The organism is Dongia sp., assembly GCF_041918875.1.
GTDB lineage: Bacteria > Pseudomonadota > Alphaproteobacteria > Dongiales > Dongiaceae > Dongia.
Genome location: NZ_JAYRUV010000015.1, coordinates 72,659 through 98,229 on the forward strand (window position 1 = coordinate 72,659; position 25,571 = coordinate 98,229).

General features: G+C 63.0%; 27 protein-coding genes. 15 read left to right on the forward strand and 12 right to left on the reverse strand.

The features are described from left to right. Positions 1-71 precede the first annotated feature (71 nt). Positions 72-452, reverse strand: a complete 381-nt coding sequence (locus ACE3TY_RS16095) for a GFA family protein (protein ID WP_374654774.1) — start codon at positions 450-452, stop codon at positions 72-74. 117 nt (positions 453-569) lie between these two features. On the opposite strand from ACE3TY_RS16095, the gene ACE3TY_RS16100 reads away from it, so the two are divergent. The 4 genes from ACE3TY_RS16100 (at position 570) to ACE3TY_RS16115 (ending at position 3,846) form a co-directional block, all read left to right on the forward strand. After that, entirely contained in the window at positions 570-1,031 is a 462-nt protein-coding gene (locus tag ACE3TY_RS16100; RefSeq protein ID WP_374654776.1) for a MarR family winged helix-turn-helix transcriptional regulator, read from the forward strand. Next, complete coding sequence (locus ACE3TY_RS16105) at positions 1,024-1,455, forward strand: hypothetical protein (RefSeq protein WP_374654778.1); 432 nt, start codon at positions 1,024-1,026, stop codon at positions 1,453-1,455. Before ACE3TY_RS16100 ends, ACE3TY_RS16105 begins: the two co-directional genes overlap by 8 nt. Before the next feature lie 97 nt (positions 1,456-1,552). Next, positions 1,553-2,464: a DMT family transporter gene (locus ACE3TY_RS16110; protein ID WP_374654780.1), complete on the forward strand. Its 912-nt coding sequence runs from the start codon at positions 1,553-1,555 to the stop codon at positions 2,462-2,464. Between the two features lie 200 nt (positions 2,465-2,664). Then, positions 2,665-3,846, forward strand: coding sequence for an iron-containing alcohol dehydrogenase (locus ACE3TY_RS16115; RefSeq protein WP_374654782.1), 1,182 nt, complete (start codon positions 2,665-2,667; stop codon positions 3,844-3,846). Positions 3,847-3,959: 113 nt separating this feature from the next. Here the strand turns inward: ACE3TY_RS16115 and ACE3TY_RS16120 are convergent, their stop codons facing one another. The 9 genes from ACE3TY_RS16120 to phaR form a co-directional block, all read right to left on the reverse strand. Next, the gene (locus tag ACE3TY_RS16120) at positions 3,960-4,904 is read right to left on the reverse strand and encodes a ketopantoate reductase family protein (protein ID WP_374654784.1); all 945 of its coding nucleotides are present in this window, start codon (positions 4,902-4,904) and stop codon (positions 3,960-3,962) included. Between the two features lie 66 nt (positions 4,905-4,970). Next, on the reverse strand, positions 4,971-6,401 hold the full coding sequence (locus ACE3TY_RS16125; protein WP_374654786.1) for an aldehyde dehydrogenase family protein: 1,431 nt from the start codon (positions 6,399-6,401) through the stop codon (positions 4,971-4,973). Between the two features lie 187 nt (positions 6,402-6,588). Continuing rightward, entirely contained in the window at positions 6,589-8,019 is a 1,431-nt protein-coding gene (locus ACE3TY_RS16130) for an aldehyde dehydrogenase family protein (RefSeq protein ID WP_374654788.1), read from the reverse strand. Between the two features lie 50 nt (positions 8,020-8,069). Further along, the gene (locus ACE3TY_RS16135; RefSeq protein WP_374654790.1) at positions 8,070-8,306 is read right to left on the reverse strand and encodes a hypothetical protein; all 237 of its coding nucleotides are present in this window, start codon (positions 8,304-8,306) and stop codon (positions 8,070-8,072) included. Between the two features lie 143 nt (positions 8,307-8,449). After that, positions 8,450-9,730 carry an NAD(P)/FAD-dependent oxidoreductase gene (locus ACE3TY_RS16140; protein WP_374654792.1) on the reverse strand — a complete coding sequence of 427 codons (1,281 nt, stop codon included), beginning with the start codon at positions 9,728-9,730 and terminating at the stop codon, positions 8,450-8,452. Between the two features lie 30 nt (positions 9,731-9,760). Next, the gene (locus ACE3TY_RS16145) at positions 9,761-10,342 is read right to left on the reverse strand and encodes a gamma-glutamylcyclotransferase (protein WP_374654794.1); all 582 of its coding nucleotides are present in this window, start codon (positions 10,340-10,342) and stop codon (positions 9,761-9,763) included. Next, a complete protein-coding gene (locus tag ACE3TY_RS16150) occupies positions 10,339-11,256 on the reverse strand; it encodes a DMT family transporter (protein ID WP_374654796.1) in 918 nt (305 codons plus the stop codon). The genes ACE3TY_RS16145 and ACE3TY_RS16150 overlap by 4 nt, the downstream gene beginning before the upstream one ends. Before the next feature lie 16 nt (positions 11,257-11,272). After that, on the reverse strand, positions 11,273-12,076 hold the full coding sequence (locus ACE3TY_RS16155; protein WP_374654798.1) for an alpha/beta fold hydrolase: 804 nt from the start codon (positions 12,074-12,076) through the stop codon (positions 11,273-11,275). 87 nt (positions 12,077-12,163) lie between these two features. Further along, entirely contained in the window at positions 12,164-12,811 is a 648-nt protein-coding gene (phaR, locus tag ACE3TY_RS16160) for a polyhydroxyalkanoate synthesis repressor PhaR (protein WP_374654800.1), read from the reverse strand. Positions 12,812-13,039: 228 nt separating this feature from the next. Here phaR and ACE3TY_RS16165 point away from each other — a divergent pair, with 228 nt between their 5' ends. Then, positions 13,040-13,630, forward strand: coding sequence for a hypothetical protein (locus ACE3TY_RS16165; RefSeq protein WP_374654802.1), 591 nt, complete (start codon positions 13,040-13,042; stop codon positions 13,628-13,630). After that, a complete protein-coding gene (locus ACE3TY_RS16170; protein ID WP_374654804.1) occupies positions 13,611-14,651 on the forward strand; it encodes an alpha/beta fold hydrolase in 1,041 nt (346 codons plus the stop codon). Before ACE3TY_RS16165 ends, ACE3TY_RS16170 begins: the two co-directional genes overlap by 20 nt. 61 nt (positions 14,652-14,712) lie before the next feature. Here the strand turns inward: ACE3TY_RS16170 and ACE3TY_RS16175 are convergent, their stop codons facing one another. After that, positions 14,713-15,009, reverse strand: a complete 297-nt coding sequence (locus tag ACE3TY_RS16175; RefSeq protein ID WP_374654806.1) for a hypothetical protein — start codon at positions 15,007-15,009, stop codon at positions 14,713-14,715. 183 nt (positions 15,010-15,192) lie between these two features. Between ACE3TY_RS16175 and ACE3TY_RS16180 the strand changes: the two genes are divergently transcribed. From ACE3TY_RS16180 to ACE3TY_RS16205, 6 genes are all read left to right on the forward strand, one after another. Beyond that, the gene (locus ACE3TY_RS16180; RefSeq protein ID WP_374654808.1) at positions 15,193-16,005 is read left to right on the forward strand and encodes an undecaprenyl-diphosphate phosphatase; all 813 of its coding nucleotides are present in this window, start codon (positions 15,193-15,195) and stop codon (positions 16,003-16,005) included. 195 nt (positions 16,006-16,200) lie between these two features. After that, entirely contained in the window at positions 16,201-16,524 is a 324-nt protein-coding gene (locus ACE3TY_RS16185) for a hypothetical protein (RefSeq protein WP_374654810.1), read from the forward strand. Positions 16,525-16,530: 6 nt separating this feature from the next. Then, positions 16,531-17,790 (forward strand): pentapeptide repeat-containing protein, encoded by a 1,260-nt coding sequence (locus tag ACE3TY_RS16190; RefSeq protein ID WP_374654812.1) that lies wholly within the window; start codon positions 16,531-16,533, stop codon positions 17,788-17,790. 121 nt (positions 17,791-17,911) lie between these two features. Then, positions 17,912-18,940, forward strand: coding sequence for an aldo/keto reductase (locus tag ACE3TY_RS16195; RefSeq protein ID WP_374654814.1), 1,029 nt, complete (start codon positions 17,912-17,914; stop codon positions 18,938-18,940). A 126-nt stretch (positions 18,941-19,066) separates the two neighbouring features. After that, on the forward strand, positions 19,067-19,474 hold the full coding sequence (locus ACE3TY_RS16200) for a hypothetical protein (RefSeq protein WP_374654816.1): 408 nt from the start codon (positions 19,067-19,069) through the stop codon (positions 19,472-19,474). An 82-nt stretch (positions 19,475-19,556) separates the two neighbouring features. Next, positions 19,557-21,194: an RNA-directed DNA polymerase gene (locus tag ACE3TY_RS16205; RefSeq protein WP_374654818.1), complete on the forward strand. Its 1,638-nt coding sequence runs from the start codon at positions 19,557-19,559 to the stop codon at positions 21,192-21,194. Positions 21,195-21,284: 90 nt separating this feature from the next. Here the strand turns inward: ACE3TY_RS16205 and ACE3TY_RS16210 are convergent, their stop codons facing one another. After that, positions 21,285-21,761 (reverse strand): hypothetical protein, encoded by a 477-nt coding sequence (locus tag ACE3TY_RS16210; RefSeq protein WP_374654820.1) that lies wholly within the window; start codon positions 21,759-21,761, stop codon positions 21,285-21,287. A 1,084-nt stretch (positions 21,762-22,845) separates the two neighbouring features. On the opposite strand from ACE3TY_RS16210, the gene ACE3TY_RS16215 reads away from it, so the two are divergent. The 3 genes from ACE3TY_RS16215 to ACE3TY_RS16225 all read left to right on the forward strand — a co-directional run bounded on the left by ACE3TY_RS16215 (position 22,846) and on the right by ACE3TY_RS16225 (position 25,541). Beyond that, complete coding sequence (locus ACE3TY_RS16215) at positions 22,846-24,033, forward strand: acetyl-CoA C-acetyltransferase (protein ID WP_374654822.1); 1,188 nt, start codon at positions 22,846-22,848, stop codon at positions 24,031-24,033. A gap of 189 nt (positions 24,034-24,222) precedes the next feature. Then, a complete protein-coding gene (gene phbB, locus ACE3TY_RS16220; RefSeq protein WP_374654824.1) occupies positions 24,223-24,945 on the forward strand; it encodes an acetoacetyl-CoA reductase in 723 nt (240 codons plus the stop codon). Between the two features lie 107 nt (positions 24,946-25,052). After that, on the forward strand, positions 25,053-25,541 hold the full coding sequence (locus ACE3TY_RS16225) for a hypothetical protein (RefSeq protein WP_374654826.1): 489 nt from the start codon (positions 25,053-25,055) through the stop codon (positions 25,539-25,541). Positions 25,542-25,571: the final 30 nt, after the last annotated feature.

Consider the following 25,571-nt stretch of genomic DNA (forward strand, 5'->3'; position numbering starts at 1 on the left):
CCGTCTTCGCCTCGTGCCGCAGCCAGCTGCCGGCAGTGCGGGCGTTCCTCGATTTCCTCGACGCGGAGATTCTAGTCCTGGCGCGGCAATGTGTCGGCGGTGTCGAACCAGGGCAGGCGGCTGCGGCACCAGACATGCTCGCGCGGCGGAAAGGCTGAAGGGTCGTCGAGCGTCGGCGTGTTGAAGGCGACATCGAAAGGCCCCTGCCGCCCCCGATAGAGCAACTGGCTGCCACACACGGCACAGAATTCGCGCTGGCCATGCTCGCTGGAATTGAAGACGACGGGCTCGCCCTTGGTGTAGGCGAACTGGTCGGCATGTATGCGCGCAAAGGCCTGCGCGGGGGCACCGCTGGTACGCTGGCAGATGCGGCAATGACAATAGCCGGTGCCGAACGCCTCCCCCGTCACGCGGTAACGCAAAGCCCCGCATTCGCAGCCACCTTCATGCATTGAAGCCTCCCTTCCCGCTTCTTTCGAACCAATGTCAGGAAGATAGCACGGAACACCCAGCTTGAAAGCGACGGCAACAATATTGACAATATATTGTCAATATGGCAGTTTATTGCCATGAGACATACAGCCCTCGACGCCATCACCGAGCTGATGCTGGAGACGTTCCGCCTGAACGGCCGACTGCTGGCGGCCGGCGACGTTCTGGTGGCGGGGATCGGCCTCACCTCCGCGCGCTGGCAGGTGCTGGGTGCCATCGCCTTGAACGCTCCGGCGCTGCCGGTCGCACACATCGCGCGCAATATGGGCCTGACGCGCCAGGCGGTGCAGCGGACCGTCAACGAGATGGCGGCGGAGGGGCTGGTGCGCTTTGCGCCCAACCCGCATCACCGGCGTGCCAAGCTGGTGGAACTGACGCCGCAGGGCGAGGCGGCCTATGCCGGCGCCATCAGGCGGCACCGGCCCTGGGCCACGAATCTGGCGCGGGGCTTGAGCGTCAGGCAACTGGATGCAGCCCATGCCGTGCTGCGCCGCATCCGCGAACAGTTGGAAGCGGCAGCGGAGACGGACGATGCTTAAGCGCATGCACCCCATTGCCGGCTGTCTCGGCTTTGCCATCATCCTGACATTCTGGCTGTCCACGCTGGGAACGGAACTGTTTGGGACGGTGGCCGCCATCGTCGCGGTCAAGATCACGATTCCCTGGGGCTTCATCCTGCTGGTCCCTGCCCTCGCCTTCACTGGGGCCTCGGGCGCCAGAATGGCCGGCAAGTCCGGCGATGCGCGGATTGCGGCCAAACAATCACGCATGAAGATCATCGCCGCCAACGGCCTGCTCGTCCTGATGCCAGCCGCCTTCTATCTGGCCCATCTGGCAGCGCAATTGCAGTTCGGCGGTGTTTTCTATGCCGTGCAGGCGGTGGAACTGCTGGCCGGCGCCGTCAATCTCAGCCTCATGGCGCTCAACATGCGCGACGGATTACGCCTCGCCGGGCGCGTGTAACCAGTCACCGCGTCAACGTGCATCGCCGCCATGTGAGCCGTGCATGTCCGGCGGCCTCGACAAGGGACGCGGCGGCGGGCCATCCTGGACGGGCCCAATGCATACGAGTTCCATCTTGACCCTCGCCACCAACACCAAGATTACCGAGAACACGCAATGGGGCGTGGCGCTGGCCATCCTGGGCTATGGCATCTTTTCCGGCCAGGACGCCATCGTCAAATGGCTGGTGATGCATGATTACGCGATCTTCCAGATCCTGTTCGTGCGTTCGCTCACCATCTCGATCATCAGTTTCAGCGTCGGCGGCAGAAGCGGCTTGCTGGCGGTGGCGCGCAGCCGCAACAAAGGCGGGCTCACCTTGCGCGCGGCGCTGCTGCTGGCGGCATGGCTCTGCTATTTCACAGCGGCCAAACACCTGGCGCTCCCCGATCTGGTGACGCTCTATTATGCCGCCCCCGTCATCGTCACGGTGATGTCGATCCTGTTCCTGCGGGAGAAGGTCAATGTCTGGCGCTGGGCCTCGGTCATCGTCGGGTTCATCGGCGTCGCCATTGCCGCCAACCCCGGCGGCCGGCCGGAATTGTGGCCGGCGCTGCTGGTGCTGGTGGCCGCCACTTTCTGGGCCTTCGCCACGATCCTCGTGCGCAAGATCATGCATGTGGAGCCGACCATCAATCAGATGATCTTCACCAATGGCGGTTTTGCCCTGCTGTGCGGCGCCGCCATGCCCTGGCTGTGGCACAGCCCGGATCTATTCGACCTCGGCCTGATGGTGGGCCTGGGCCTGCTCAGCGGATCGGGCCAGTACCTGCTTTACGAAAGCTTCCGCCATGCGCCGGCCTCCGTGATCGCACCCACGGAATATACCGCCCTCGTCTGGTCGGTGATCCTCGGCTATCTCGTCTGGCGGGACCTGCCGACCCATACCGGCATCGTCGGCGCGGTCCTCATCGTGGCATCGAGTGCCATCGTGATGCTGGGGGAGCGCAACAAGGTGGCAGGCGAATAACGGGTTGGGATTGGCATGGATGAATGGAAGCGACGGCAACCGCTTCGCAGATAGGCGTTTTTTGCGTCTGCGAAGCCATCGCCGGGAAGCATGGCCGTTCCCCCATTCGCGGCTGCTATTCCCCCTTTTCCTGCAGGGAAACAAGGCTAGAATGCCGCCCGATTCAATGTCGCCAACACCAGCCAAGGATCGCACAGGCCATGAGCCAGGACGCTGCCGCTCTTCGGGGCAATTGGAACTATCCCACCTCGGTCAAATTCGGCTGCGGCCGTATCAAGGAATTGCCCGACCATTGCAAGGCGGTCGGCCTGAAACGGCCCCTGCTGGTGACCGATCCGGGCCTTGCCAATTTGCCGATGATCAAGGAAGCGATCGCCGGTAACGAGGCCGCCGGCATTCCCACCGGCCTGTTCTCGGAAATCCAGGGCAACCCGATTGCCAAGAATGTCGAGGACGGCCTCAAGGTCTATCGCGCCGGCCGCCACGACGGCGTCATCGCCTTCGGCGGCGGCTCGGCCCTGGACGCCGCCAAGGTCATCGCCTTCATGACCGGCCAGACCCGCCCGATCTGGGATTTCGAGGATATCGGCGATTGGTGGACCCGCGCCAATCCGGACGGCATCGCGCCGATCATCGCCGTGCCGACCACCTCGGGCACGGGCTCCGAAGTGGGCCGCGCCGGCGTCATCACCGACGAGACCACGCACACCAAGAAGATCATCTTCCACCCGAAGATGATGCCGACCGTCGTCATCGACGATCCGGAACTGACCGTGGGCCTGCCGCCGCATGTCACCGCCGCCACCGGCATGGACGCGCTGTCGCATTGCCTCGAAGCCTATTGCGCCCCGGGCTTTCACCCGATGGCCGACGGCATCGCGCTCGAGGGCATGCGCCTGGTGCAGGAGAACCTGCCGGCCGCGGTGAAGGACGGCAAGAACCTCGCCGCACGCGCCAACATGATGATCGCCGCGACCATGGGCGCCACCGCCTTCCAGAAGGGCCTTGGCGGCATGCATGCCATCAGCCATCCGCTGGGTGCGTTGTACAACACGCATCACGGCCTCACCAATGCCGTGGTGATGCCCTATGTGCTGGAGTTCAACCGCAAGGCCATCGACGAACGCATGACGCGCCTCGCCCGTTTCCTCGACCTGGCCAATCCGGGCTTCGATGCCGTGCAGAAATGGATCCTCGCTTTGCGCAAGGATATCGGCATTCCGCATACGCTGAAGGAGATCGGCGTCGACGACAAGCGCGTCGACGAAGTAGCCAAGATGGCGGCCGAAGACCCCTCCGCCGGCGGCAACCCGATCAAGGTCGGCGCCAGCGAGCTGGGGTCGATCTTCGTGAAGGGCCTCAACGGCACCTTGGCGGCGTAAGATCCTTTCGACTGAATGCGGAAAGGCCGGGCAGTGATGCCCGGCCTTTTTGTTTCCGCGAAGCGCCCCCTCTTCCTAACCCTCTCCCACGTTGGGGAGCGGGGGCTGTCGGTTCAGAGGCCGCCCCGCGCCCTCCGTGCTTCATAGGCCTGCAGATGGCAATAGACCATGCGCAGGACATTGGCGTCGTGGCCGAATTCGTGGGCGCGGCGGTACATGTCGCCGATGATATGGTCGGCCTCGATGGCGCCGCCCTTCTCGATGTCGCGCAGCATCGAGGCCATGAAGGTGGAGCCGGGCGCCATCAGGAGCTTCCTGGCATTGACGAGATAGTCGGCGCTGGGCGGATAGCCGTTTTCGGTGGCGACCGAGATCGCTTCCTGCAGCAGTTCCTCGATGAGCTCGCGCCCCTCCTTCGCCGCCATCACATCGCCGGTGGCGCCGCGCATCAGGCAGGTGATGCCGCCCAAAGTGCCGATCATGACCCACTTATCCCACAGGGCCTGGTCGACGGGATCGAGCAGCCTGGCGGAGAAATTGGCGCTGCCGCAGAGCGTGGCGAGGTCGCTGACGACGGCTTGCGCGCGCGGGGTCGGCGGATATTCCTCGAACGGACCGAAGACCATCCGCGCGAACTCGCTCTTGTGCAGAATCTCGCCTGCGGGCGACAGTGTCGTCTCGATCTGGCACATGCCGCCGATGGTCTGCTCGGCACCGAAGCGCGCGCGCAGATCGTCGTGATGGCGCATGCCGTTGAGAAGCGGCAGGACGATGGCGCCCGCCGCCACATGGGGGGCGATCGCTTCGATGGCGGGGGCGAGGTCATAGGCCTTGCAACTGACGATGACGAGGTCGAAGGGGCCGGCCCCTTGCGCATCCTCGATGGTCCTCACGGGGAGCTTGGCATCGCCGAGCGCGCTCTTGATGACGAGTCCATTGGCGGCAAGGTTGCGGGCCCGGGCCGGGCGCACCTGGAAGGTGACGTCGCCGCCGGCTTCGATAAGCCGCCCACCGAAATAGCCGCCAACGCCCCCGGCGCCCAGGATCAGAATTTTCATGCCGCTTTCCTCATGTTGGAAGGCGACAATAACCCGGGGCCGGGCGGAACGCCAACGCCGCGCGGGTCACGCCGCGCCGTAGCCGCAGATGCCCTTGATTTCGAGGAAATCGTGGATGCCGAAATCGGCGTATTCACGGCCGTTGCCGGACTGCTTGTAGCCGCCGAAGGGGGCGAAGGTGTCCCAGGCCGGATAGTTGATCTTGACCTGGCCGGCGCGCAATTGCCGCGCGACCTTGCGGGCATGAGCGAGATCCTTCGACTGGACGTAGGCTGCGAGCCCATAGACCGTGTCGTTGGCGATTTCGATCGCCTGTTCCTCATTGTCGTAGGACATGATGGCGATCACCGGTCCGAAGATTTCCTCGCGCGCGACGGTCATGTCGGGCGTCACATGGCCGAAGACAGTCGGGCGGATGTAATAGCCGCGGTTGAGGCCTTCCGGCCGGCCGGTGCCGCCGGCGACCAGCGTGGCACCTTCCTTGATGCCGGTCTCGATGAGGCCCTGGATCTTGTTGAACTGCGCCTCGCTCACCACCGGGCCCAGCACCGTGTCGGCCGATTTCGGATCGCCGACCTTGTGCGCCTCGGCGGCCTTCATGGCGACGGAGAGTGCTTCGTCATGGCGGGCGGCCGGCACCAGCATGCGCGTCGGCGCGTTGCAGGACTGGCCGCTATTGCCGAAGCAGCCCTGGATGCCCTTATAAACGGCGGTCTCGAAATCGGCGTCGGGCAGGATGATGTTGGGCGACTTCCCGCCCAGTTCTTGGCTGACGCGCTTCACGGTGTCGGCCGCGGTCTTGGCGACGATGATGCCGGCGCGGGTCGAACCGGTGAAGGACACCATGTCGACATCCTTGTGCGCGGCGATGACCTGGCCGACCGACGGGCCGTCGCCATTCACCAGGTTGAAGACGCCGGCGGGAACGCCCGCCGCATGCATCACCTCGGCAAAGATGATGGCGTTGATCGGCGCCACTTCGCTGGGCTTCAGCACCATGGTGCAGCCGGCGGCGATGGCGGGCGCCACCTTGCAGACGATCTGGTTCAAGGGCCAGTTCCACGGCGTGATGAGACCCACGACGCCGATCCCTTCGCGCACCACGCGCGTGTCGCCGCGCTGTTCCTCGAACGCGAAATCCTCCAGAGCCTTGATGGTGGTCTCGAGATGGATCTTGCCCGTGGCGGCCTGCGAATCCCGCGCCATGGCGAGCGGTGCGCCCATTTCGGCGGAGACCGCCTGGGCGATGTCCTCATAGCGGTTATTGTATTCGGCGAGGATGCGCTTCAGGAGCGCCACGCGCTCGGCCTTGCTGGTCTGGGAGAATTTGGGAAAGGCTGCCTTGGCGGCGGCGACGGCCCGGTCGACATCGGCGGCACTGCCCATGGAGATCCTGGTGAAGGCCTCCTCGGTCGCGGGGTTGATGACGTCGATGGTCGCCGGCTTCACCGGATCGACCCAGATGCCGTTGATGTAGAACTTCAGATTGTTGGGCATGACAGCGCTTTCCTCAGATCACTTTGGTGGTCACTTTGATGGTCACTTTGGCGAATGGCAGTGGAATACAGCATTCCATGCCACCGCCAAAGTCCCGAAATATCATGACCGCCATGTGACGAACCGGGGATCGGCCCACGATCCAAACCGTCATCCCCGGGCATGACGAAAGAGACAGACAGACGTTTTAGGGTTTTCCGTAGCCGATGATGCCTTTCACTTCGAGGAAATCATGGATCGCCCAATCGGCATATTCGCGGCCGTTGCCGGACTGCTTGTAGCCGCCGAAGGGCGCAAACGTGTCCCAATCCGGATAGTTGATATTGACCTGACCCGCACGCAGCTGCCGCGCCACCGCGCGGGCATGGCTCAAATCCTTCGACTGAACGTAGGCGGCAAGGCCATAGACCGTGTCGTTGGCGATCGCGACCGCTTGCGCCTCGCTGTCATAGGACAGGATGGAAAGCACGGGGCCGAAGATCTCCTCGCGCGCGATGGTCATCTCCGGCGTCACATGGCCGAACACGGTCGGGCGCACATAATAGCCGCGATTGAGGCCTTCCGGGCGACCAGTGCCGCCGGCAACCAGCGTGGCCCCTTCCTTGATGCCGGCTTCGATCAGGCGCTGCACCTTGTTGAACTGCAGCTCGCTGACCAAGGGACCCAGCACCGTGTCGGCGGCTTTCGGATCGCCGACCTTGTGGGCCTCGGCCGCGATCTTGGCGATGGCCAGCGCCTCCTCGTGGCGGGCGCGCGGGACCAGCATGCGGGTGGGCGCATCGCAGGACTGGCCGGTATTGCCGAAGCAACCTTCGACTCCCTTCTTCACGGCAAGCTCGAAATCGGCATCGGGCAGGATGATGTTGGGCGACTTGCCGCCCAGTTCCTGCGCCACGCGCTTCACCGTGTCGGCCGCGGTCTTGGCGACGATGATGCCGGCGCAGGTCGAACCGGTGAAGGACACCATGTCGACATCCCTGTGCCCCGCCATCACCTGGCCGACCGAGGGACCGTCGCCATTGACCATGTTGTAGACGCCGGCCGGCGTGCCGGCGGCGTGCATGATCTCGGAAAAGACGATGCCGCTGATGGGTGCTATCTCGCTGGGCTTCAGCACCATGGTGCAGCCGGCGGCGATGGCCGGCGCCACCTTGCAGACGATCTGATTGAGCGGCCAGTTCCACGGCGTGATGAGGGCCGCAACGCCAATCGGCTCCTTGACGATGCGCGTGGCGCCGCGCTGATGCTCGAACTCGAAATCCTCCAGCGATTTGATGGTGGCCTCGAGATGAACGCGGCCGGCCCAGGTCTGCGCATCGCGCGCCCAGGACATCGGCGCCCCCATCTCGTCGGAGACAGCGCGCGCGATATCCTCGGAACGCTCGTTATAGATTCCCAGAATGCGTCTCAGCAGCTTGAGACGTTCGGCCTTGCTGGTTGCGGCGAATTTCGGGAACGCGGCCTTGGCGGCGGCGACGGCCCGGTCGACATCGGCGGCCGTGCCGACCGAAATTTTCACATAGGCTTCCTCGGTCGCCGGATTGATGACATCGAGTGTCGCCGGCTTCACCGGATTCACCCATTCACCGTCGATGTAGAATTTGAGCGCGTTCGACATGGTCGATCTTTCATGTTGAGAGTGAGGAGAGATGGCAGGACGCGGCGCGGTCAGAAAGCCGCGTCGATCCTGGAGAGATCTACGCCGCGCGGGGCGGCGAGGAAGGAAGGAGGGCCGGAAGTGCGCAGCGGCCCATGGGGGTTGCCGGCTTGGCGGCTGAGATGCTTGAGGAAATACATGGCGTCGTGGCTGATGCAGTCGAGCGGGCGGAAGACCAGGGTGGCCCGGCTGATGAAACCAGCCAGTCGAATATTAGTATCCTCCCGGCCGCCTTCGCGATGCAGCAATGTGGCGCCGGAGCGCGCGGCAATTCCGCGCAGGCCCGCGACACGGCCGGCTATGTCGCCGCCGCAAGGGACACCCAGCCCGGCCCTCTCCCCACCCAGCCGAGGAAGGTCGGCAGGCAGAAGCCAAAAGCGCTGACGGCGCGTCAGAGCCGGTCCCGGAGCGCATACCACAGCATCGCCGCAACCAGAAGCGGGTGGCGCAGCAGCGTGCCGCCGGGGAAGGTCTGGTGGCGGATGGCAGCGAAGACGTCGAAGCGTTCGGCGGTGCCGGCCACGGCTTCGGCGATGAGCTTGCCGGCGAGACCCGTGGTGGCAACGCCCTGCCCCGAATAGCCATGGGCGAAGAAGAGATTGCCCATGCGCCCCAGCTGCGGCAGGCGCGAGGCCGTGATGGCCAGCATGCCGCCCCAGCCGTAATCGATGCGCTTATGCGCATATTGCGGATAGACGCGGGCGAGATAGGGTTGCACGAAAGCGCCGATATCGGCCGGCGGATGTGTGTTGTAGCGCTCGCCGCCGCCGAACAGGATGCGGCGGTCGGCGGAGAGGCGCCAATAGCTCACCACGAATTTTGTGTCGCAGACGCAGACATCGTGGGTGATCGCGTCGCGCGCCTCGTTATCCGACAGCGGCTCCGTGCCGACGATGAAATTGGCGATCGGCATGATCTTGCCGGCGATGCGCGGTTCGAGATCGCCAAGATAGGCATTGCAGCCGAGCACGACATAGGTGGCGTTCACTTCTCCGCCCGTGGTGACGACCCGGTTCGTCGCCCCCTTCTCGATGCGGACGACATGGCTTTGCTCATGCAGGATGGCGCCGGCGGCGATCGCCGCCTGGGCCAGGCCCTGCGCATAGTTCAATGGATGCAGATGGCCGCCGCCCGTATCGCGCACGCCGGCATGGAAGATATCGGAACCGAGTTCCGCGCGGGTCTGCTGCTTGTCGAGGAACTTGGCACCCTTATAGCCATAGGCACGCTCAAGGCAGGCAACCTCGTCTTCCATCCACTTCCAGTCGCCGGGCTTGCTGGCGACATGGAGCGTGCCTGGTTTCAGGTCGCAGGCAATGTCGTGTTTGGCCACGCGATCGACGATGATCTGTCGTGCTTCCTCGCTCATGCTGAAGAGCTGCCTGGCGCGCGTCTCGCCGAAGGCGGCGATCAGCTCCTCCGGTCCCTTGCGCAGGCCGAGATTGATCTGGCCGCCATTGCGGCCCGATGCACCCCAGCCGATGCGCGCCTGTTCCAGCAGCACGACCTTGTAGCCGCGTTCGGCCAGATGCAGGGCCGCCGACAGGCCGGTAAAGCCGCCGCCGACGACGCAGACGTCCGCGGACACATTGCCAGACAGCGGTTCGAGACGCTGAAACGGATTGGCTGTCGCGGCGTAATAGGAATTATCCGGATGTTCGAACGGCCCCATGATGACCCTGCATCGGTTTAGGATGGGCCTCTATGTAGCCGCTTTAGGTCCGTTGAGCATGCGTAAAATACTGTGCAGCGCACAATCGCCGATGCCCATTTCGTCGAGATGCTGCACCGTATTGCGCAGATATTCGACATTGGGACCGGCGATGCCGACGGCATCGCGGATTCGCGCGGCCACCTCTTCCGCCGAAAGCTTGCCGGCATATTGCGGATGCTTGCGGTCGGCCACATAAGACAGCGCTGTCACATCGCTGTCGTCGGGCAGGCGCACCTTGAGCAAACGCGGAATGTAGACGCCGGTGATCATTTCACGCCGATGCAGATAATCGGCGGTCGCTTCGGCATCTTCCGGTGCCACGCGATAGACGCGGCCCAGGCATTGCCCGCCGCGATCGAGCCCCAGCACCAGGCCGGGATGCGTATCGGAACCGCGATAATGCGTCGAGGTGATGCAGAAGGCACGGTGATAGCCATGGAGCGTCGCGGGCTGGATATCGATGAAGGGAAAATCCGGCCGCCACATCAGCGAGCCATAGGCGAAGACGCGCAGTTCCTGCCCCGGTTCGGGGCGATAGCGGCGCCGTTCGATCATCTCGCTTTCGGTCATTTGCGCCCGCGATCGTTGCGCCCACGATCGTTACGATTGACCAGAAAGACGCCCAGTGCCACCACACCCATGCCGCAGAAAGCCAGCGTATCCAACCGCTCATCGAACATGAAATAGCCGCCCAGAGCGGCGACCGGCGGCGTGAGATAGAAAAGGCTGGCAACCTTCGACGCGGCACCGCGCTGAATCATCCAGGTGAGGAGCGCGATCGAGATGCCGGACAGCACGACGACGATCCAGCCCATGGCGATGATGAACTGCGGCTGCCAGTCGATCTCGCCGACGCCGATGAACAGCATGACCGGCAGCAGCACGAGTGTCGCGGCGGCATATTGGATGGCGGCACCCGCCTTCAGATCGGCATTGGGACTGAACCGTTTCTGATAGAGCGTCGCCGCGGTGATTCCCGCCAATTGCACGAAGGCAAAGAACAGCGCCCAGAGATGGCCGCCGTCGAAGACGAGCCGGTGCCAGATGACCATGGTGAGCCCGACGAAGCCGAGGCCGGCGCCCAGCCATTGCAGCGCACGCAATCTTTCGCCGAGCAAAGGCCCCGCCAGCGCCGCCGTCACGATCGGCTGCAGTCCGGCGATCAGCGCCACCATGCCGGAAGGAAGGCCCGCATAGATCGCCGCATAACAGCCGCCGAGATAGACTGCCTGCAGCAGGATGCCGGTGACCGCGATATGGCCGATCTCGCGCAGCGTTCGCGGCCAGCGCGCGCCGAAGATGAGGCCGATCACCGCCATCATGGTGCTCGCGAGCGCGAAGCGCATGGTGAGGATCGTGAAGGGTGCCGCATAGGGGATGGCGTATTTCGCCACCATGAAGCCCGTCGCCCAAAGCAGCACGAAGAGCGCAGGCACGCCGCGCAGCAGATTGCTGTCGGGCGATGCTGCTGGTCGGGAAGTCACGGGGCTCCGCGCCCCGTCAGCCATTGCCTTTTCCGAGCAGGAAGCTCAGCGCATGCTCGGTGAAGAGATGCGGGAATTCGACATTGCAGAGATGATAACCGCCCGGAATGACATAAGACTTGGCACCCGGTATCGCCGCCGCGATCTCGGCGCCCATGGCGGGTGTCGCCCCCGGATCCTTTTCGCCGGCGATGACCAGGGTCGGGGTCTTGATGGTGGCGATCTTGTCGGCGGTCAGCTTCATGCCCTTGATCGCCTCGCCGCAGCCGGCATAGCCGTCGGCCGGCGTGGCTGCGATGAGGTCGCGGATCCATTGCGACGTCCGCGGCGCATGTTTCTGGAAATCGGCCGAGAGCCAGCGCGCCATGGTGCCGTCGATCTGGTTCGCGACCCCCTTCTCCTTCACCAGCGCATTGCGCTCGTCCCAGGCCTTGGCACCTTCGGCGCCGACCGAGCCCATGAGCGTGCTGGAGAGGATGAGTTTCTCGAGCCGCGCGCCATGACGGAAGCCGAGCGTCTGCCCGATCATGCCGCCGATGGAAAGGCCGATGAAGCTGAACCGCTTCAACCCCAGGTGATCGGCGACACCGACGACATCGTCGGCCAGCTGGTCGAGCGTATAGGCGGCCTTGGGTGCCGCGCTGGCGCCGTGGCCGCGCATGTCGAAGGCGACGACACGGAAATGGCGCGCGAAGACCGGCAATTGCAGGCCCCACATCTCATGGCTGGTGGCCAGCGAGTGATTGAGGATGAGGGCCGGCTTATCTTCCGGGCCGGTCGCCGCGATGAAAAGCTCAGTCCCGTTGATCTTCGCGCGCATATCTTCTTAAAGCCTTTTGCGATGGACTATTCACTCTTCTCGTCATCCCCGGGCATGACGATACGAGTGTCGAAAACGACCTGGCTCTCAATCCGCCTTCTGCCCCGACTTGGTCAGCTGTTCCAGCTGGCGCTGCAGGGCCTGCATCTGGGCCTTGAGGTCGGAGAGTTCTTCGCCGCGCGCGGCCGGCGCTTCCGGCTTGGGTTCGGCGCCCGGGGCCGACGGACCGGTCGAGCCGACCTTGAAGGGGTTCCACATGCTCATTGCCTGCTGGAAGAAGGCCATGTTCTGCTTCGACATCTCTTCGAGCCGGTCGAGCGGCAGGACGTTGGCGAAGTTATCCTTCATGTACTGGCGGATCTGCTCCTGGTTGGTGGCGAAGCTCTCCATGCTCTTTTCCAGATAGCCCGGCACCAGGAACTGGAGATTGTCGCCATAGAGGCTGATGAGCTGGCGCAGGAAATTGATGGGCAGCATGTTCTGCCCTTTCGATTCCTCTTCGACGATGATCTGGGTCAGCACCGAGCGGGTGATGTCCTCGCCCGATTTGGCGTCCTCGACCGTGAAGTCCAGACCTTCGCGCACCATCTGGGCGAGATAGTCGAGCGTCACATAGGAACTGGTCGCCGTGTTGTAGAGACGGCGGTTGGCGTATTTCTTGATGCGGACGGGCGCCTGCTTGTCGCCGGACTTGGCTTGGTCGCCTTTGTTCTGGTCACCTGGCAAAGCCATCATCTACTCCCCTGCGGTAAAACCCTTTGCACTGACTTTTTGGCGCCGCGTCCGGCGCATTGCAGCAAGGTGATCGGAAAGAATTCCCGCCGCCTGAACGCAGCATAGCACTAGAGCGGGGGCATATGGCAATGCGGTCGCTGCAACGCGAAACCGCCATGGATGCCGGTCTTGAGGCAGTGCAGCAAAGCCCGGGTTCCCTCCCCTTGCCCGCCGGGCTATAGTCGCTAAATGACTGATGAAACGGGAAAGCAGGCGGGCGGGGGCGAGGCAGGCACTGGGGCGGGCGCCCCAGAACTGGAAGAGCTGGCGCGGCGCCTGCTGGATCTGTGGCAGGACCAGCTGACGGCCGTTGCCGCCAATCCGGACCTCGCCGCCCAGGCTGCCCGCCTGATGGCGGCGATGCCCCTTCCCGGCATGTGGCTGAGCCAATTGGGCCAGATGGGCGGCCAGGGCGGGACTTCGGGCGAGGATCTGACCAGGGCCTGGGCCAGGATGACGCAAAGCTGGATGGCGCAGGATTGGTGGAAGGGAGAGACACGTGCAAACGGAGAGCCCGCACCCGAACGGCAAAAGGCCACACCGCCTGGGTCCGCGGCCGCTGCCGCAGCACCTGAGCCTCGCGGCGGCGACCTGGACGAACTCAGCCGCCGCCTTGCCGGCATTGAACGCCGCCTTGAACAGCTGGCGGAACAACCCGGCCCGAAATCAAGGCGAAAGCCCCCCGCCAAGCCTAAGGCAGCTGCAGCAAAGCCTCGCCGAACTCGGGCCCCGGATCGGCCGGGCGGATCCGGCGGCGCTGATGACGGCGCTGCAAGCTGAAGGGCGCCGCCGCTTCGGCCAGCTGCTCACCGGCATCGAGGCCTATCGCAAGCATGCCTATACCCGGACGGCCGAACCGGCGCCGGTCCTGTGGGACGAAGGAACGACCAAGCTGCGCGACTACCGCATGGCCGAGCCGGCCGGAAAGGATCCGCGCCGGCCGCGCGTGCTGGTCATCCCGTCGCTGGTGAACCGCTTTTATGTGCTCGATCTGGAGAAGGACGCGTCCTTCCTGCGCTGGCTCGATGCCCATGGCTTCGATCCCTTCGTCGTCGATTGGGACGGCCCGGGCTATCTGGAGCGCGGCTTCACCTTGACCGACTACATTGCCGGTCGCCTCGACAAGGCGCTGGACGCGGTGAAGCGCGAACCGGGCGGGCCGGTCTACCTGGTCGGCTACTGCATGGGCGGCAATCTGGCACTCGGCCTCGCTTTGCGCCGGCAGGCGGACATCGCCGGCCTCGTCTGCCTCGCGACACCCTGGGATTTTCACGCCGAGAACGCCCCGCATGCGCAGATGATGGGGCAGATCGGGCGGCAGCTGGAACCGGTCCTGCAGATACTCGGCGAACTGCCGGTCGATATGCTGCAGGCCTTCTTCTCCGGCCTCGACCCGTTTCAGGTCCTCAAGAAGTTCCAGTATTTCGGCACGCTCGACCCGGACAGCCCGGCCGCGCGGCGCTTCGTGGCGCTGGAAGACTGGCTCAATGACGGGATCAGCCTCGCTGCCCCTGTGGCGCGCGAATGCCTTATCGGCTGGTACGGCGAGAACGCGCCGCAGAATCTGAGCTGGAAGATCGCCGGCCAGGCGGTCGATCCGGCGGGCCTCGAGCGGCGGGTGCTCAATGTCATTCCCAGCGCCGACCGCATCGTGCCGCCGGGCAGTTCGCGGGCACTCGGCAAGCGGTTGCGGCTTGTCGAGGAGATGGTTCCCAATGCCGGCCATATCGGCATGATGGTCGGCCGCCACGCCGCGCCGTCGGTGTGGGAGCCGGTTGCGGCCTGGATGCGGGCGCAATAGGCGAAAAAAGCCCGCGCCCTGGGCTAGGCGCGGGTTCCTCTTTCCCGGGATTCGAGACGGGTCAGCGTTTCTGATCCGGCTTGATCCCCGTGCCGTGGCTCTGGCCCGGCTTCTGGCCCGGCTGGACGACCTTGCCGTCGCCATCCGTATCCTTGCCGACCATGTCGCGCTCGTCGCCGCCCTGGGATTGCTGACGCTGACGGTCGGCATCCGGGTTCTGGCCAGGCTGGCGCGGCTGGCCGGGCGTGCCTTGCTGCTGCTGGCCCTGTTTGCTCTTGTCCTGGCGCTCGCGTTCGCTGGGATTCTGCTGGTTCTGCTGCGCCGCGCGCGGATTTTCGGGGTTCTGCTGGTTCGCCATGACGTGATCCTTTCCTTGTTGGCAATCGTCGCTTCCGCAGCGATCGAGGTCGTCGCGCTGCACCGAACCAACGGCAAGGTCTCAGAAATGTTTCTCCGATAATGCGGGTAAGAGCCGTGACAATGTGCCCCTAAGACATTAAGCCTGAGCCCAACCTTCGCAATCGCAGCAAGCCGGATATTCATGGACATCATCAGCGTGGCGCAGGCCGCCCTCCTGGGGCTGGTCGAGGGCCTTACCGAATTCCTGCCCGTTTCCTCCACCGGCCATCTCATTCTGCTCATCGACCTGCTGGGGTTCGCGGGCCCCAGCGGCAAGCTGTTCGAAATCGTCATCCAGCTGGGCGCGATCCTGGCGGTGAGCTGGGTCTATCGCGGCAAGCTCCTCGCCACGGCGGCGCATCTCCATGACAGCGCGCCGGCGCGGCATTTCACCGCCGTGATCCTGGCGGCTTTCCTCCCCTCCATGGTGGTCGGCGCGCTGGCTTACAGGGTCATCAAGAACGTCCTGTTCTCGCCGCTGGTCGTTTCGACGATGCTGGTGGTGGGCGGCGTCGCCATGCTGCTGATCGAGCGCTTCCGCCCCGTCCCGCGTTTTCATGCGGCCGAGGAAATCACGCTGCGGCGCGCGCTCGCCGTGGGTTTCTTCCAATGCGTCGCCATGATCCCCGGTGTGAGCCGTGCCGCCGCCACCATCATGGGCGGCATGCTGATGGGCATCGACCGCCGGACGGCGACCGAGTTCTCCTTCTTCCTCGCCATCCCCACCATGGTGGCCGCGACCGCCTACGATCTCTACAAGAACTGGCACGATCTCGACACGCAGGGTCTGGCGCTGATCGGCATCGGCTTTCTTTGCGCCTTTGTGACGGCGCTGATCGTGGTACGGACCGCGATCGGCTTCGTCGGCCGGCACGGCTTTGCCCCCTTCGCCTATTACCGGATCGCGCTCGGCCTCGTCATGCTGGGGATTTTGCTTTACCGAACGGTCCATTGACGCAGCCGCCGAATATTGGAGCGGCGTCAGGAACAGCAGCGGGAATAAAGCCGGAGATACTTCACTTTATTTCCGCCACAGTATACCGTGCCGCCACGGTATAGCGTGCCGACTGTGTTGGGGGCAGCGTCTTCGCCGGCGAACGAACGGACCGGGAGACCGGCTGCACTGCGTACGAGGGGGATTTATTCAGCGATGATTTCCGAATGGCGGCGGCTGGTCTTCACCATGGACGAGTTGGCCACGGCGATTCTCCACTATCTGCTGTCGACCAACAAGATCGGCGAGAAGGAGAGCCTGGGCCGCATCGCCATCGTCGGCGAGGAAGACCTGCAGGTGACCGTCACGATCAAGGGCGGCGAGAAGCCGGAAGGCCGCACGGTCGAACTGAAGAGCGAGATTCTCGGCGCCTTGCTGCTGACCCATTGCATCCGTTCGAAGATTCCAGTGGCCAAGCGGGCCAAGAAATCCATCCTCCGCCACGAGGACAAGCTGGCGCTTGTCCTCACCATCGATTAGGCGGCGATGTCGACCGAGGGCGGCATGGAAATCGACGAGCTGTGGGGGGCGCTGGCCGCGCACAGGCTGTGGCTGGCCAATGAAAAAGGCGGCCGCCGGGTCGATCTGAGCAAGTTCAACCTCGAAGGCGCATCGCTGCGCGGCATCAATCTCGCCAAGGCCAAGATGGTGGGCGCGCGCCTCGTCAATTGCGACCTCACCGGCGCGCAGCTCGAAGGCGCCGATCTTTACGGCGCCGATCTTTCGGGCAGCGACCTCACCGGCGCCAATTGCGCGGACGCCAATCTGCGCGGCGCGCAGCTGACGGGCGCCAATTTCACCAAGGCGCATCTTTCCGGCGCCGACCTCCGCAGCGGCAATCTGCTGGTCGATGGCGGCGCCACGGCCCTGCGCGACAAATCGGAGATGAACCAGCTGACCCTGAGCGGCGCCAACCTCGAGCGCGCCAAGATCAACGGCGCCGTCATCCGCAACGCCAATCTCTCCGGCGCCAATCTGCGCGGGGCGGAGATGATCGGCGCCGATCTTTCCGGGACCCAGCTCAGGGGCGCCGATCTCAGCGGCGCCAATCTTTCCAACAGCGATCTCACCGGCGCCAGGCTCGACCATGCCAAGGTGACCGGCGCCAAGCTCGACCATGTGACCTTGAAGGACGCCAACCTTTTCGGCGTCGATCTTTCGAGTGCGATGGAAGGCTATGTCGACACCTCGCACAGCCTGCAGGTCGACGATTCCCCCGACGCCATCGTGCGGCTGAAGGCGCTCATCGAATCCCACGGCGAATGGGTGGCGACCGGCGGCGAGAAGGGCCAGCGCGCCGATTTCTCCGGCGCCGATCTTTCCGGCCTCGACCTCGCCGGCAGCAAGCTTACCGGCGCCACCTTCACCAACGCCAAGCTGCGCGGCACCAACCTCCGAGGCGCCAAGAGCAACCTCGCCAATTTCACCGGCACGGATCTCACCCGCGCCGACCTCACCTCGGCGGAATTGTGCGGCGCCAAATTCACCAACAGCATCCTCGACGGCGCCATCTTCCGCAACGCCGACCTCAGCCCCGAGATCATCAAGATCAAGGGCCACAAGGATACGGTCTATCCGACCGTCATCGTCGATTGCCGCCTCGCCAAGGCCGATTTCACCGAGGCGAACGCGGAAGGAATCGTGGTGGAGAATTTCAAGCTCAGCGACATCGTGGCCGATGCCGGCTTCCGCGAACGCATCGCCGAAGCCACCGCGCAGAGTGCCGAACCCAAGAAGGGCAGATAGCGCGCCCAATCCCCTGCTACGCTCATGGTGGAACCGGAGCGGCCCATGGAGTTAGTCTCCTCGCCAGCGCCTAAATCCACCTACATATGAACATATGAATCGATGTGAGGGAAAAGACATCATGGAATATCGTCAGCTTGGCCGTTCCGGCCTGCACGTTCCCGTCCTGAGCTTCGGCACCGCCACCTTCGGCGGCGGCAATGAGTTCTTCGACAAATGGGGCGCGGTAGACAGCCAAGCGGGCAACCGTCAGGTCGATCTCTGTCTCGATCACGGCGTCAACTTCTTCGACACGGCCGATGTCTATTCCGACGGGCTCGCCGAAACGATCCTGGGGGCGGCCCTGAAGGGCAAGCGCCATCAGGCCCTCATCTCGACCAAGGCGACCTTCGCCATGGGCGACGGGCCCAACGAGAAAGGCTCCTCGCGCTATCACCTCGTCCGCGCGGCGGAGGCAAGCCTCAAGCGCCTGCAGACCGATCATATCGACATCTATTTCATGCACGGCTTCGATGCACTGACACCTGTTGAAGAAACATTGTCCGCCTTGGACGACCTCGTCACGTCGGGCAAGGTGCGCTATATCGGCTGCTCGAACTTCAGCGGCTGGCACGCGATGAAGGCGCTCAGCGTTTCCGAGAAATACGGCCTCGCCCGCTATGTCGTCTATCAGGGCTATTATTCGCTGATCGGCCGCGACTATGAGGAAGAGATCATGCCGCTGGCCCTCGACCAGGGCCTCGGCACCATGGTGTGGAGCCCCTTGGGCTGGGGCCGCCTCACCGGCAAGATCCGCCGCGGCGCCCCCGACCAGTCCGGCCGCATCAGATCCGGCGGCGCCGAAGGCGGCCCAACGGTCGCCGACGAGTTCCTCTACGACGTGGTCGATGTGCTGGATGCAGTCGCCAAGGAAACGGAAAAGTCCGTGGCACAAGTGGCCCTCAACTGGCTCCTGCGGCGCCCGACCGTCTGCAACCTCGTCCTCGGCGCCCGGACCGAAGAACAGCTGAAACAGAATCTGGGTGCCACAGGCTGGAAACTCTCACCAGACCAGATCAAGCGCCTCGACGCCGTGAGCGAAAAAGTCCCGGTCTATCCCTACTGGCACCAGCGCGATTTCCCAGCGCTGAATCCGCGAGTGGTGGGTTAGTATGCTTGCGAGACGCGCGATGGCTGCCGATTTCAACCGCCGGCCGGCCGCGTCGGTTAAATGAGCCACGATAGATCGAATGACTTACCGTGGTCGTCCAATAGACATCGCTAGAGCGGAAGATCGATGACACGCAGGATACTATTGACGGTACTCATGCTCGCGGCCTGCATCGGCACGGCGGCGGCGGAAGATTTCTCCGTCATCGATCCAGCAAAGAACCCAGCCAAGGCGCGCTTCATGGCGCTGGCGCAAGAGAAATTCAACAAGGATCCCGATGCGATGTTCAACACGTCGCGCGTGGCCGCCGGCAATCGGCAAGCTGTCTTTGAATGCGGCATGAAGTCGGTTCTCGCCGACATCCCCGAAGCCGACGTGCAGCGCCTCGTCGATATGATCGAAGGCCGCGCCCCCTCGGACCCCGCGCTCGCCAAATGGTTCCAGTTCGACAAGACCGAAAACCCCGCAAGACACGGCCAGGTCAGCGCCCGCGCCAAGGCGATCTGCCCGCAGTTTGCGAACTTGATGAAGTGAGAGCTCATATTTTGAAAGAGGGTGGGCGCACCTAAGAGGTTAGCAATTGCAAAGGATGTATTTCTACAATAAATTGTAGCTCATGACATTGAAACGCGCACTCCTTGAGTCAGGTTATTTGCCGGAGAATATGCCTCCGGCTTTTACCAGTTCCAAAATCGCAGACTACCTGGAAAAGAATGCCGCAAAGGGCACTTATCTAAGCGATGCAAAAAAACCCGTGCGCTCATCACCTTACGACGCATCAAAGCGCGGGATGACTCGGCGAACATTTTCGGTGGTGCATCCCGTGACAGGAAGCGATTTAGCTGAGTTTTGCTCCTCAAATTGGAAAGATATAGAAAATTTCTACAGCAATAGCGCATACAGTCTATCAGCGCCTGTTCATAGGCCGGACGGCGCAAGGGCGCTTGATATAACTAGCCACAGCGAACTTGAAAGAACTCGACTGGCAAGATTATCTGAATTTCGCTTCATCGCTAAAACTGACATCTCTCGCTTCTATCACTCCATATATACACATTCGATACCCTGGGCCATCCATGGCAAGTCCGCTTCAAAGATTGACAGAAGTCCAAGCTCAAGAAAGGTGCCATTCAATCGTGTCGATTACATTTTCCGATGTGGCCAGGATGGACAAACTATAGGCATTCCAGTTGGCCCCGATGCCTCAAGGGCAATTGCCGAACTGATAGCAACGGCCATCGACGTGTCTTTCTCAAAACAACATGAAGCAAAGCACTGCGCTGTCCTTCGACATGTTGACGACGTATGGATTGGCGCGAACTCTCACGCAGACGTTGAGACGGCGCTATGGCGTTATCGAGAGTGTATTCGCGAATACGAATTGGACATCAACGAGTCCAAGACTCAGATTTACTCTGAAAACTTTCGCTTCTCAGATGATTGGCCCAGCGACATCGCCTCGAAACTAGATGGAGCCCTTGATTCAAAGGGGCGTCGGGCCGCAGAACGGTTGCGAGCAGCTTTGGAATCCGCTTTCTCCATGACGGTTGCTGGCAATGATGATGGAGTTTTAAAGTACACTTTGAGGTATTTGGACCAGTCCAAGTTTCGCTGGGATCACTGGGACTCAATCGAGCCTTTTCTGAAACGGGCTTCAGTTCATTTTGGCCACACAGTAGATTACGTCGTGCGAGTTATTGTTTGGCGGCACCTTACTAAGGGCGATCTTGATATAGGCTCTTGGAAGAAAATCTTGGAAGCAATTCTAGATCGCCACGGCCGACTGGGAAATGATAGCGAAGTTTGCTGGGCAATCTACGCGTGTTTGAGACTATCGATAAGCATTGCCCCCGGAATCGCTGATAACATTATCCGAAACTGCGGGGCTCTCACGATTGTTGCGCTGCTAAATTGTGTCGCCGAAGGCTTGGTCAAGAAAGCTGCCTTTGAAACCGCCGCCGAACTTCTTAGCCTGGAATCAGCGACAGGTGCTTATTGGCCATTGATGCTTGAGTGGGTAAGCAGGAAGTGGCCATCGATAGAAAACATCCAGATTGACCAGCAGCTTATTGAAGGCATGGCCAAATCAAACGTCGTCATTTTTGAGCCGCAGAATTTGCCAGTGGTCTTCGAGAATATTGATGAGAAGCAGTTTAATACTGTTGCTGAGGCAATTGAGCGAAGGATCAGCATGTACGACGATGACGAAGAAGATGATGATGAGCCTCAGGACGATGATGACGATCTGTTCTAAGAACTGGTTATTCCAGTGCTAAACTGTACTGATCTGACATAGTTTTATTGGAATTGAAGACAGGAGCAGCAATTTGCCAATGCGGCTTCGCTAGCCCTCCACCCGCTCCAACCTCACCCGCAACGTCTCCCCCGCCCCATCGCCGTAGTCGATGTCGGCGATTTGCCAGGTGTAGATTTCTGCGCAGTATTCGCCGCGCAAGGTGAGCTCGCGCGCATTGCCGTTGATGGTGAGTGTCACGCATGCGAGGTCGCGCGTGACGAGGCTTTGCCACCAGGGCGCCGCACGGACGGAGATGAGTTCGATCTCGCGGCCCGGGAGTGCGCTCCAGCCGAAGACATAATCGAGGATCGGGCCGTCCGGCGTGTCGGCTGCGAGGGGCCTGCCTTGTGCGGCGTCGAAGAGGGTTTGCATCTCGGCTGTCAGATAGTCGCGTAAGGGCCAGGCCAGCGTCGGCTCGGCGCCCTGTTGGTTCTCCGGCGTGGCGCGGCCTTCGCGCTTGAGCCTTGCCGCCAGTTGCGCGGTAGAAGCGTTCGACCCAGAAGATGAAGGGGGCCGGCGGCACATCGGCACGGGCGCTCCACGCGGCGCCGCCGAGGGGCAGCATCGCACCGGCCATTCGGAGCAGGAGTTGGCGTCGGGTCATGGCAAGAATTCCGTCGCGGCCAGGCGCGGCAAGGTTCGACCTTCCCCTCTCTCACAATGGCTGCGCACGAAAAGCCCCCTCACCCCAACCCCTCTCCCGCCCGGAGGCGAATGCCGACATGCGCGGCGGAGGGAGAGGGGCTTTTGCACAGGCCTGCAATAGCCGTCGGTTGTGATGATCCTTGTCAGCGGCACCTCATTCCCTCTCCCCTCGCGGGGTGACGGGTCAGGGTGAGGGGGTAAGCGACGGGTCTCCGGTATATGTCTCTGTGTTCCTATTTTGTTCTTGACAAAATCTTGGGAATTTGGTACTAGACAAAAGGTGCACACATTACCTCCGGCACCCAGCCGGAATTGCTCGGTTGTCTACGGCGCAAGCCTCCAATGGGGCGCAGGCCGCGATATCGCTCCCACGTTTGGAGCAGCCTGGGCCGGTGGCGAACCGGCCTCCCGGATCGGCTGGATGAGCGATCCCCCGCGAGTCCCGGGTCACAGGACGCTCCCTGCGGGCCGCCTTAGGACAAGTCGGCCCCCGCTGGACCCGATGCGGTGACCGGGTTCCCCTTCGGTGCTGCAGGCAGCAGCACCCGTCACGGCCGAGACGAACGGCCGGCTTATCTGCCCGAGCAATTCCTGGTGGGTGTTGGGAGAAACGTTGGGAAAAGTCTTCAACTCGGCCCCCCTCCCGGCCTCCCCCTTGAAGGTGGGAGGAGCCGCTGTTGCAACCACCTCGCTCTCATCTCCTCCCACCTTCAAGGGGGAGGCCGGGAGGGGGGCCGCAAGTGATGGCTGCCGAAAGCGAGCCCCGCCGCGATCCGCGATGCGGTCCCCAACTTGTCGCTTGACCGCTCGGTCGGCCGGCGTGTCCGATGGCGCTTGCGCGGCCGATGGGCGCGGGGGATATCGGCTGGACGAAAGGAGGCTTGCAGCGCACTGGGTATTTCCCCTAGGGTTCTCGCTGCATTGCAACAAACTTCAAAAATTCCGCTACCGGAGGATGAGACCCATGGCCAATTCAACTGACGTCGTCATTGTCGCCGCTTCGCGCACCGCCATCGGGGCGTTCAATGGGGCGCTTTCCGGCGTGCCGGCGCATGTGCTGGGCCAGACCGTGATCAAGGATCTGCTGGCGCGCGCCAAGGTCGCGGCGGCCGAAATCGACGAGGTGATCCTGGGCCAGGTGCTGGCGGCGGGTGCCGGGCAGAACCCCGCGCGCCAGGCCGCCATCGGCGCCGGCATCCCCAATGAGAAGACGGCCTATGGCATCAACCAGCTGTGCGGCTCGGGCCTGCGCGCGGTGGCGCTGGGCTATCAGGCGATCCGCAACGGCGACAGCAACATCGTGGTGGCCGGCGGCCAGGAGAGCATGAGCCAGGCGCCGCATGCGATGCACTTGCGGAACGGCACCAAGATGGGCAATGCCGAGATGATCGACACGATGATCAAGGACGGGTTGTGGGACGCCTTCAACGGCTATCACATGGGCAACACGGCCGAGAACGTGGCGCGGAAATGGCAGATCACCCGCGACCAGCAGGATGCCTTCGCCGCCGCCAGCCAGCAGAAGGCCGAAGCCGCGATGAAGGCCGGCAGGTTCAAGGACGAAATCACGCCCGTCACCATCGCCGGCCGCAAGGGCGACGTCGTCGTCACGGAAGACGAATATCCCAAGCATGGCACGACCGCCGAGAGCCTGGCCAAGCTGCGCCCGGCCTTCGTGCGCGGCGATGGCGGCACGGTGACGGCGGGCAATGCCTCGGGCATCAATGACGGCGCCGCCGGCACGGTGCTGATGAGCGCCGCCGAGGCCGCGAAGCGCGGCCTCACCCCCTTGGCCCGCATCGTCAGCTGGGCGACCGTCGGCGTCGATCCGGCCATCATGGGCTCCGGTCCCATTCCGGCGAGCCAAGCGGCACTCGCCAAGGCGGGCTGGAAGCCGTCCGACCTCGACCTCATCGAAGCCAATGAGGCCTTCGCGGCGCAGGCCTGCGCGGTCAACAAGGAGTTGGGCTGGGACATCGCGAAGGTCAACGTCAATGGCGGCGCCATCGCGCTCGGCCACCCCATCGGCGCCTCGGGTGCGCGCGTGCTGGTGACGCTGCTCCACGAAATGCAGAAGCGCAACGCCAAGAAAGGCCTCGCCACGCTCTGCATCGGCGGCGGCATGGGCATCGCCATGTGCGTGGAGCGCTAACGCTTTGGGTGCGTGGAACGCTAACGATAAGGGCCCTCTCCCTTCAGGGGGAGGGTTGGGTGGGGGGCATGGGTGACGAATCTGCGTCACCGCGCGTGATACCACCCCCACCCCGGCCCTCCCCCTGAAGGGAGAGGGTGAAGCGCCAAGTGAATCACCAAACAAAAAAACGAACCAGGGAGGAATTGAATGCAACGAGTGGCAGTGGTGACGGGCGGAACGCGCGGCATCGGCGAGGCGATCAGCCTGGCGCTGAAGGCGGCCGGTTACAAGGTGGCGGCGGTATATGGCGGCGACGAGGCGAAGGCCAAGGCCTTCACCCATGAGACCGGCATTCCCGCCTACAAGATCGACGTTTCCGACTTCAATCAGGTGAAGGCCGGCATCGCCAGGATCACCGCCGAGCTGGGCCCGGTCGATATCGTGGTCAACAATGCCGGCATCACCCGCGACGGCACGCTCCACAAGATGACGGCCGAGCAATGGGAGGCGGTCATCCACACCAACCTTTCCTCCTGCTTCAACATGTGCCGCTGCGTCATCGACAGCATGCGCGAGCGCGGCTTCGGCCGCATCGTCAATATCGGCTCGATCAACGGCCAGGCCGGACAATATGGCCAGGTGAACTACGCCGCCGCCAAATCCGGCATCCACGGCTTCACCAAGGCCCTGGCGCAGGAAGGCGCCGCCAAGAACATCACCGTGAACGCGATCGCGCCCGGCTATATCGACACCGACATGGTGCGCGCCGTGCCGCCGCAGGTGCTGGAGAAGATCGTCGCTAAGATCCCGGTCGGCCGCCTGGGCCAGGCCTCGGAAATCGCTCGCGGTGTTCTGTTCCTGGTCGCGGACGAGGCCGGATTCGTGACCGGCTCGACCCTCTCCATCAATGGTGGACAGCATATGTATTGATGGTCTGTCGGCCACTAATACATTGTAAATAATAGAATTTCTTGCCGCATACCGCTTGTTAACCATTGCCGGCCTAGCCTTTAGGCCGGCAATGGAAAGCAACGAGCATGGCCAAGGCGCCTAAGGAAGAAGTCGAGGAAACCGAGGAGCTGCTGGTCGTCGAGCCATCGGAGCTCGACGAACTGACGCATGCGGAAATGCTGGAACTCTACCGCGCCTCGGCCGACGCGATCCGTTTCGCCAAGCACCAGCAATGGGGCACGCTCGGCGGGGCGATCGGCCTCTTCGTGCTGCTGGGCATTGCCGGCGACTATGCCTCCAAGACCGGCTTTCTCTTCAAGCTGTGCATCATCATCAGTCTGGTCCTCACCGTGGGCGCCATCTATTCGCTGGTGATCTACCAGTTCTGGCAGAATGCCGAGCGCGAGAAGATGAACCTCATCGCCGAGCGCTTCTCCAACCTCGCTCGCCACATCCGCGGCCTCGTCACCGAGCGCGAGCGGAACTTCCATCGTTATGTCCTGCTCTTTTTCATGATCGCCTCGATCATCCTGGGGAACTGGCTGCTCATCGTCTTCCTGGCGCCGCGGATCTGACCCGGCCTTTGGCTTGACGATTTGGAGCCG

What these genes read in the sequence shown, in the direction of transcription:
- ACE3TY_RS16110 (WP_374654780.1), top strand. Translation starts at nt 1,553, where the DNA reads ATGCATACGAGTTCCATCTTGACCCTCGCCACCAACACCAAGATTACC.
- ACE3TY_RS16140 (WP_374654792.1), bottom strand. Translation starts at nt 9,730, where the DNA reads ATGGGGCCGTTCGAACATCCGGATAATTCCTATTACGCCGCGACAGCC.
- ACE3TY_RS16225 (WP_374654826.1), top strand. Translation starts at nt 25,053, where the DNA reads ATGGCCAAGGCGCCTAAGGAAGAAGTCGAGGAAACCGAGGAGCTGCTG.
- ACE3TY_RS16215 (WP_374654822.1), top strand. Translation starts at nt 22,846, where the DNA reads ATGGCCAATTCAACTGACGTCGTCATTGTCGCCGCTTCGCGCACCGCC.
- ACE3TY_RS16205 (WP_374654818.1), top strand. Translation starts at nt 19,557, where the DNA reads ATGACATTGAAACGCGCACTCCTTGAGTCAGGTTATTTGCCGGAGAAT.
- phbB (WP_374654824.1), top strand. Translation starts at nt 24,223, where the DNA reads ATGCAACGAGTGGCAGTGGTGACGGGCGGAACGCGCGGCATCGGCGAG.
- ACE3TY_RS16200 (WP_374654816.1), top strand. Translation starts at nt 19,067, where the DNA reads ATGACACGCAGGATACTATTGACGGTACTCATGCTCGCGGCCTGCATC.
- ACE3TY_RS16175 (WP_374654806.1), bottom strand. Translation starts at nt 15,009, where the DNA reads ATGGCGAACCAGCAGAACCCCGAAAATCCGCGCGCGGCGCAGCAGAAC.
- ACE3TY_RS16180 (WP_374654808.1), top strand. Translation starts at nt 15,193, where the DNA reads ATGGACATCATCAGCGTGGCGCAGGCCGCCCTCCTGGGGCTGGTCGAG.
- ACE3TY_RS16125 (WP_374654786.1), bottom strand. Translation starts at nt 6,401, where the DNA reads ATGCCCAACAATCTGAAGTTCTACATCAACGGCATCTGGGTCGATCCG.
- ACE3TY_RS16195 (WP_374654814.1), top strand. Translation starts at nt 17,912, where the DNA reads ATGGAATATCGTCAGCTTGGCCGTTCCGGCCTGCACGTTCCCGTCCTG.
- ACE3TY_RS16120 (WP_374654784.1), bottom strand. Translation starts at nt 4,904, where the DNA reads ATGAAAATTCTGATCCTGGGCGCCGGGGGCGTTGGCGGCTATTTCGGT.
- ACE3TY_RS16100 (WP_374654776.1), top strand. Translation starts at nt 570, where the DNA reads ATGAGACATACAGCCCTCGACGCCATCACCGAGCTGATGCTGGAGACG.
- ACE3TY_RS16155 (WP_374654798.1), bottom strand. Translation starts at nt 12,076, where the DNA reads ATGCGCGCGAAGATCAACGGGACTGAGCTTTTCATCGCGGCGACCGGC.
- ACE3TY_RS16095 (WP_374654774.1), bottom strand. Translation starts at nt 452, where the DNA reads ATGCATGAAGGTGGCTGCGAATGCGGGGCTTTGCGTTACCGCGTGACG.
- ACE3TY_RS16130 (WP_374654788.1), bottom strand. Translation starts at nt 8,019, where the DNA reads ATGTCGAACGCGCTCAAATTCTACATCGACGGTGAATGGGTGAATCCG.
- ACE3TY_RS16210 (WP_374654820.1), bottom strand. Translation starts at nt 21,761, where the DNA reads ATGTGCCGCCGGCCCCCTTCATCTTCTGGGTCGAACGCTTCTACCGCG.
- ACE3TY_RS16185 (WP_374654810.1), top strand. Translation starts at nt 16,201, where the DNA reads ATGATTTCCGAATGGCGGCGGCTGGTCTTCACCATGGACGAGTTGGCC.
- phaR (WP_374654800.1), bottom strand. Translation starts at nt 12,811, where the DNA reads ATGATGGCTTTGCCAGGTGACCAGAACAAAGGCGACCAAGCCAAGTCC.
- ACE3TY_RS16190 (WP_374654812.1), top strand. Translation starts at nt 16,531, where the DNA reads ATGTCGACCGAGGGCGGCATGGAAATCGACGAGCTGTGGGGGGCGCTG.
- ACE3TY_RS16165 (WP_374654802.1), top strand. Translation starts at nt 13,040, where the DNA reads ATGACTGATGAAACGGGAAAGCAGGCGGGCGGGGGCGAGGCAGGCACT.
- ACE3TY_RS16105 (WP_374654778.1), top strand. Translation starts at nt 1,024, where the DNA reads ATGCTTAAGCGCATGCACCCCATTGCCGGCTGTCTCGGCTTTGCCATC.
- ACE3TY_RS16170 (WP_374654804.1), top strand. Translation starts at nt 13,611, where the DNA reads ATGACGGCGCTGCAAGCTGAAGGGCGCCGCCGCTTCGGCCAGCTGCTC.
- ACE3TY_RS16115 (WP_374654782.1), top strand. Translation starts at nt 2,665, where the DNA reads ATGAGCCAGGACGCTGCCGCTCTTCGGGGCAATTGGAACTATCCCACC.
- ACE3TY_RS16145 (WP_374654794.1), bottom strand. Translation starts at nt 10,342, where the DNA reads ATGACCGAAAGCGAGATGATCGAACGGCGCCGCTATCGCCCCGAACCG.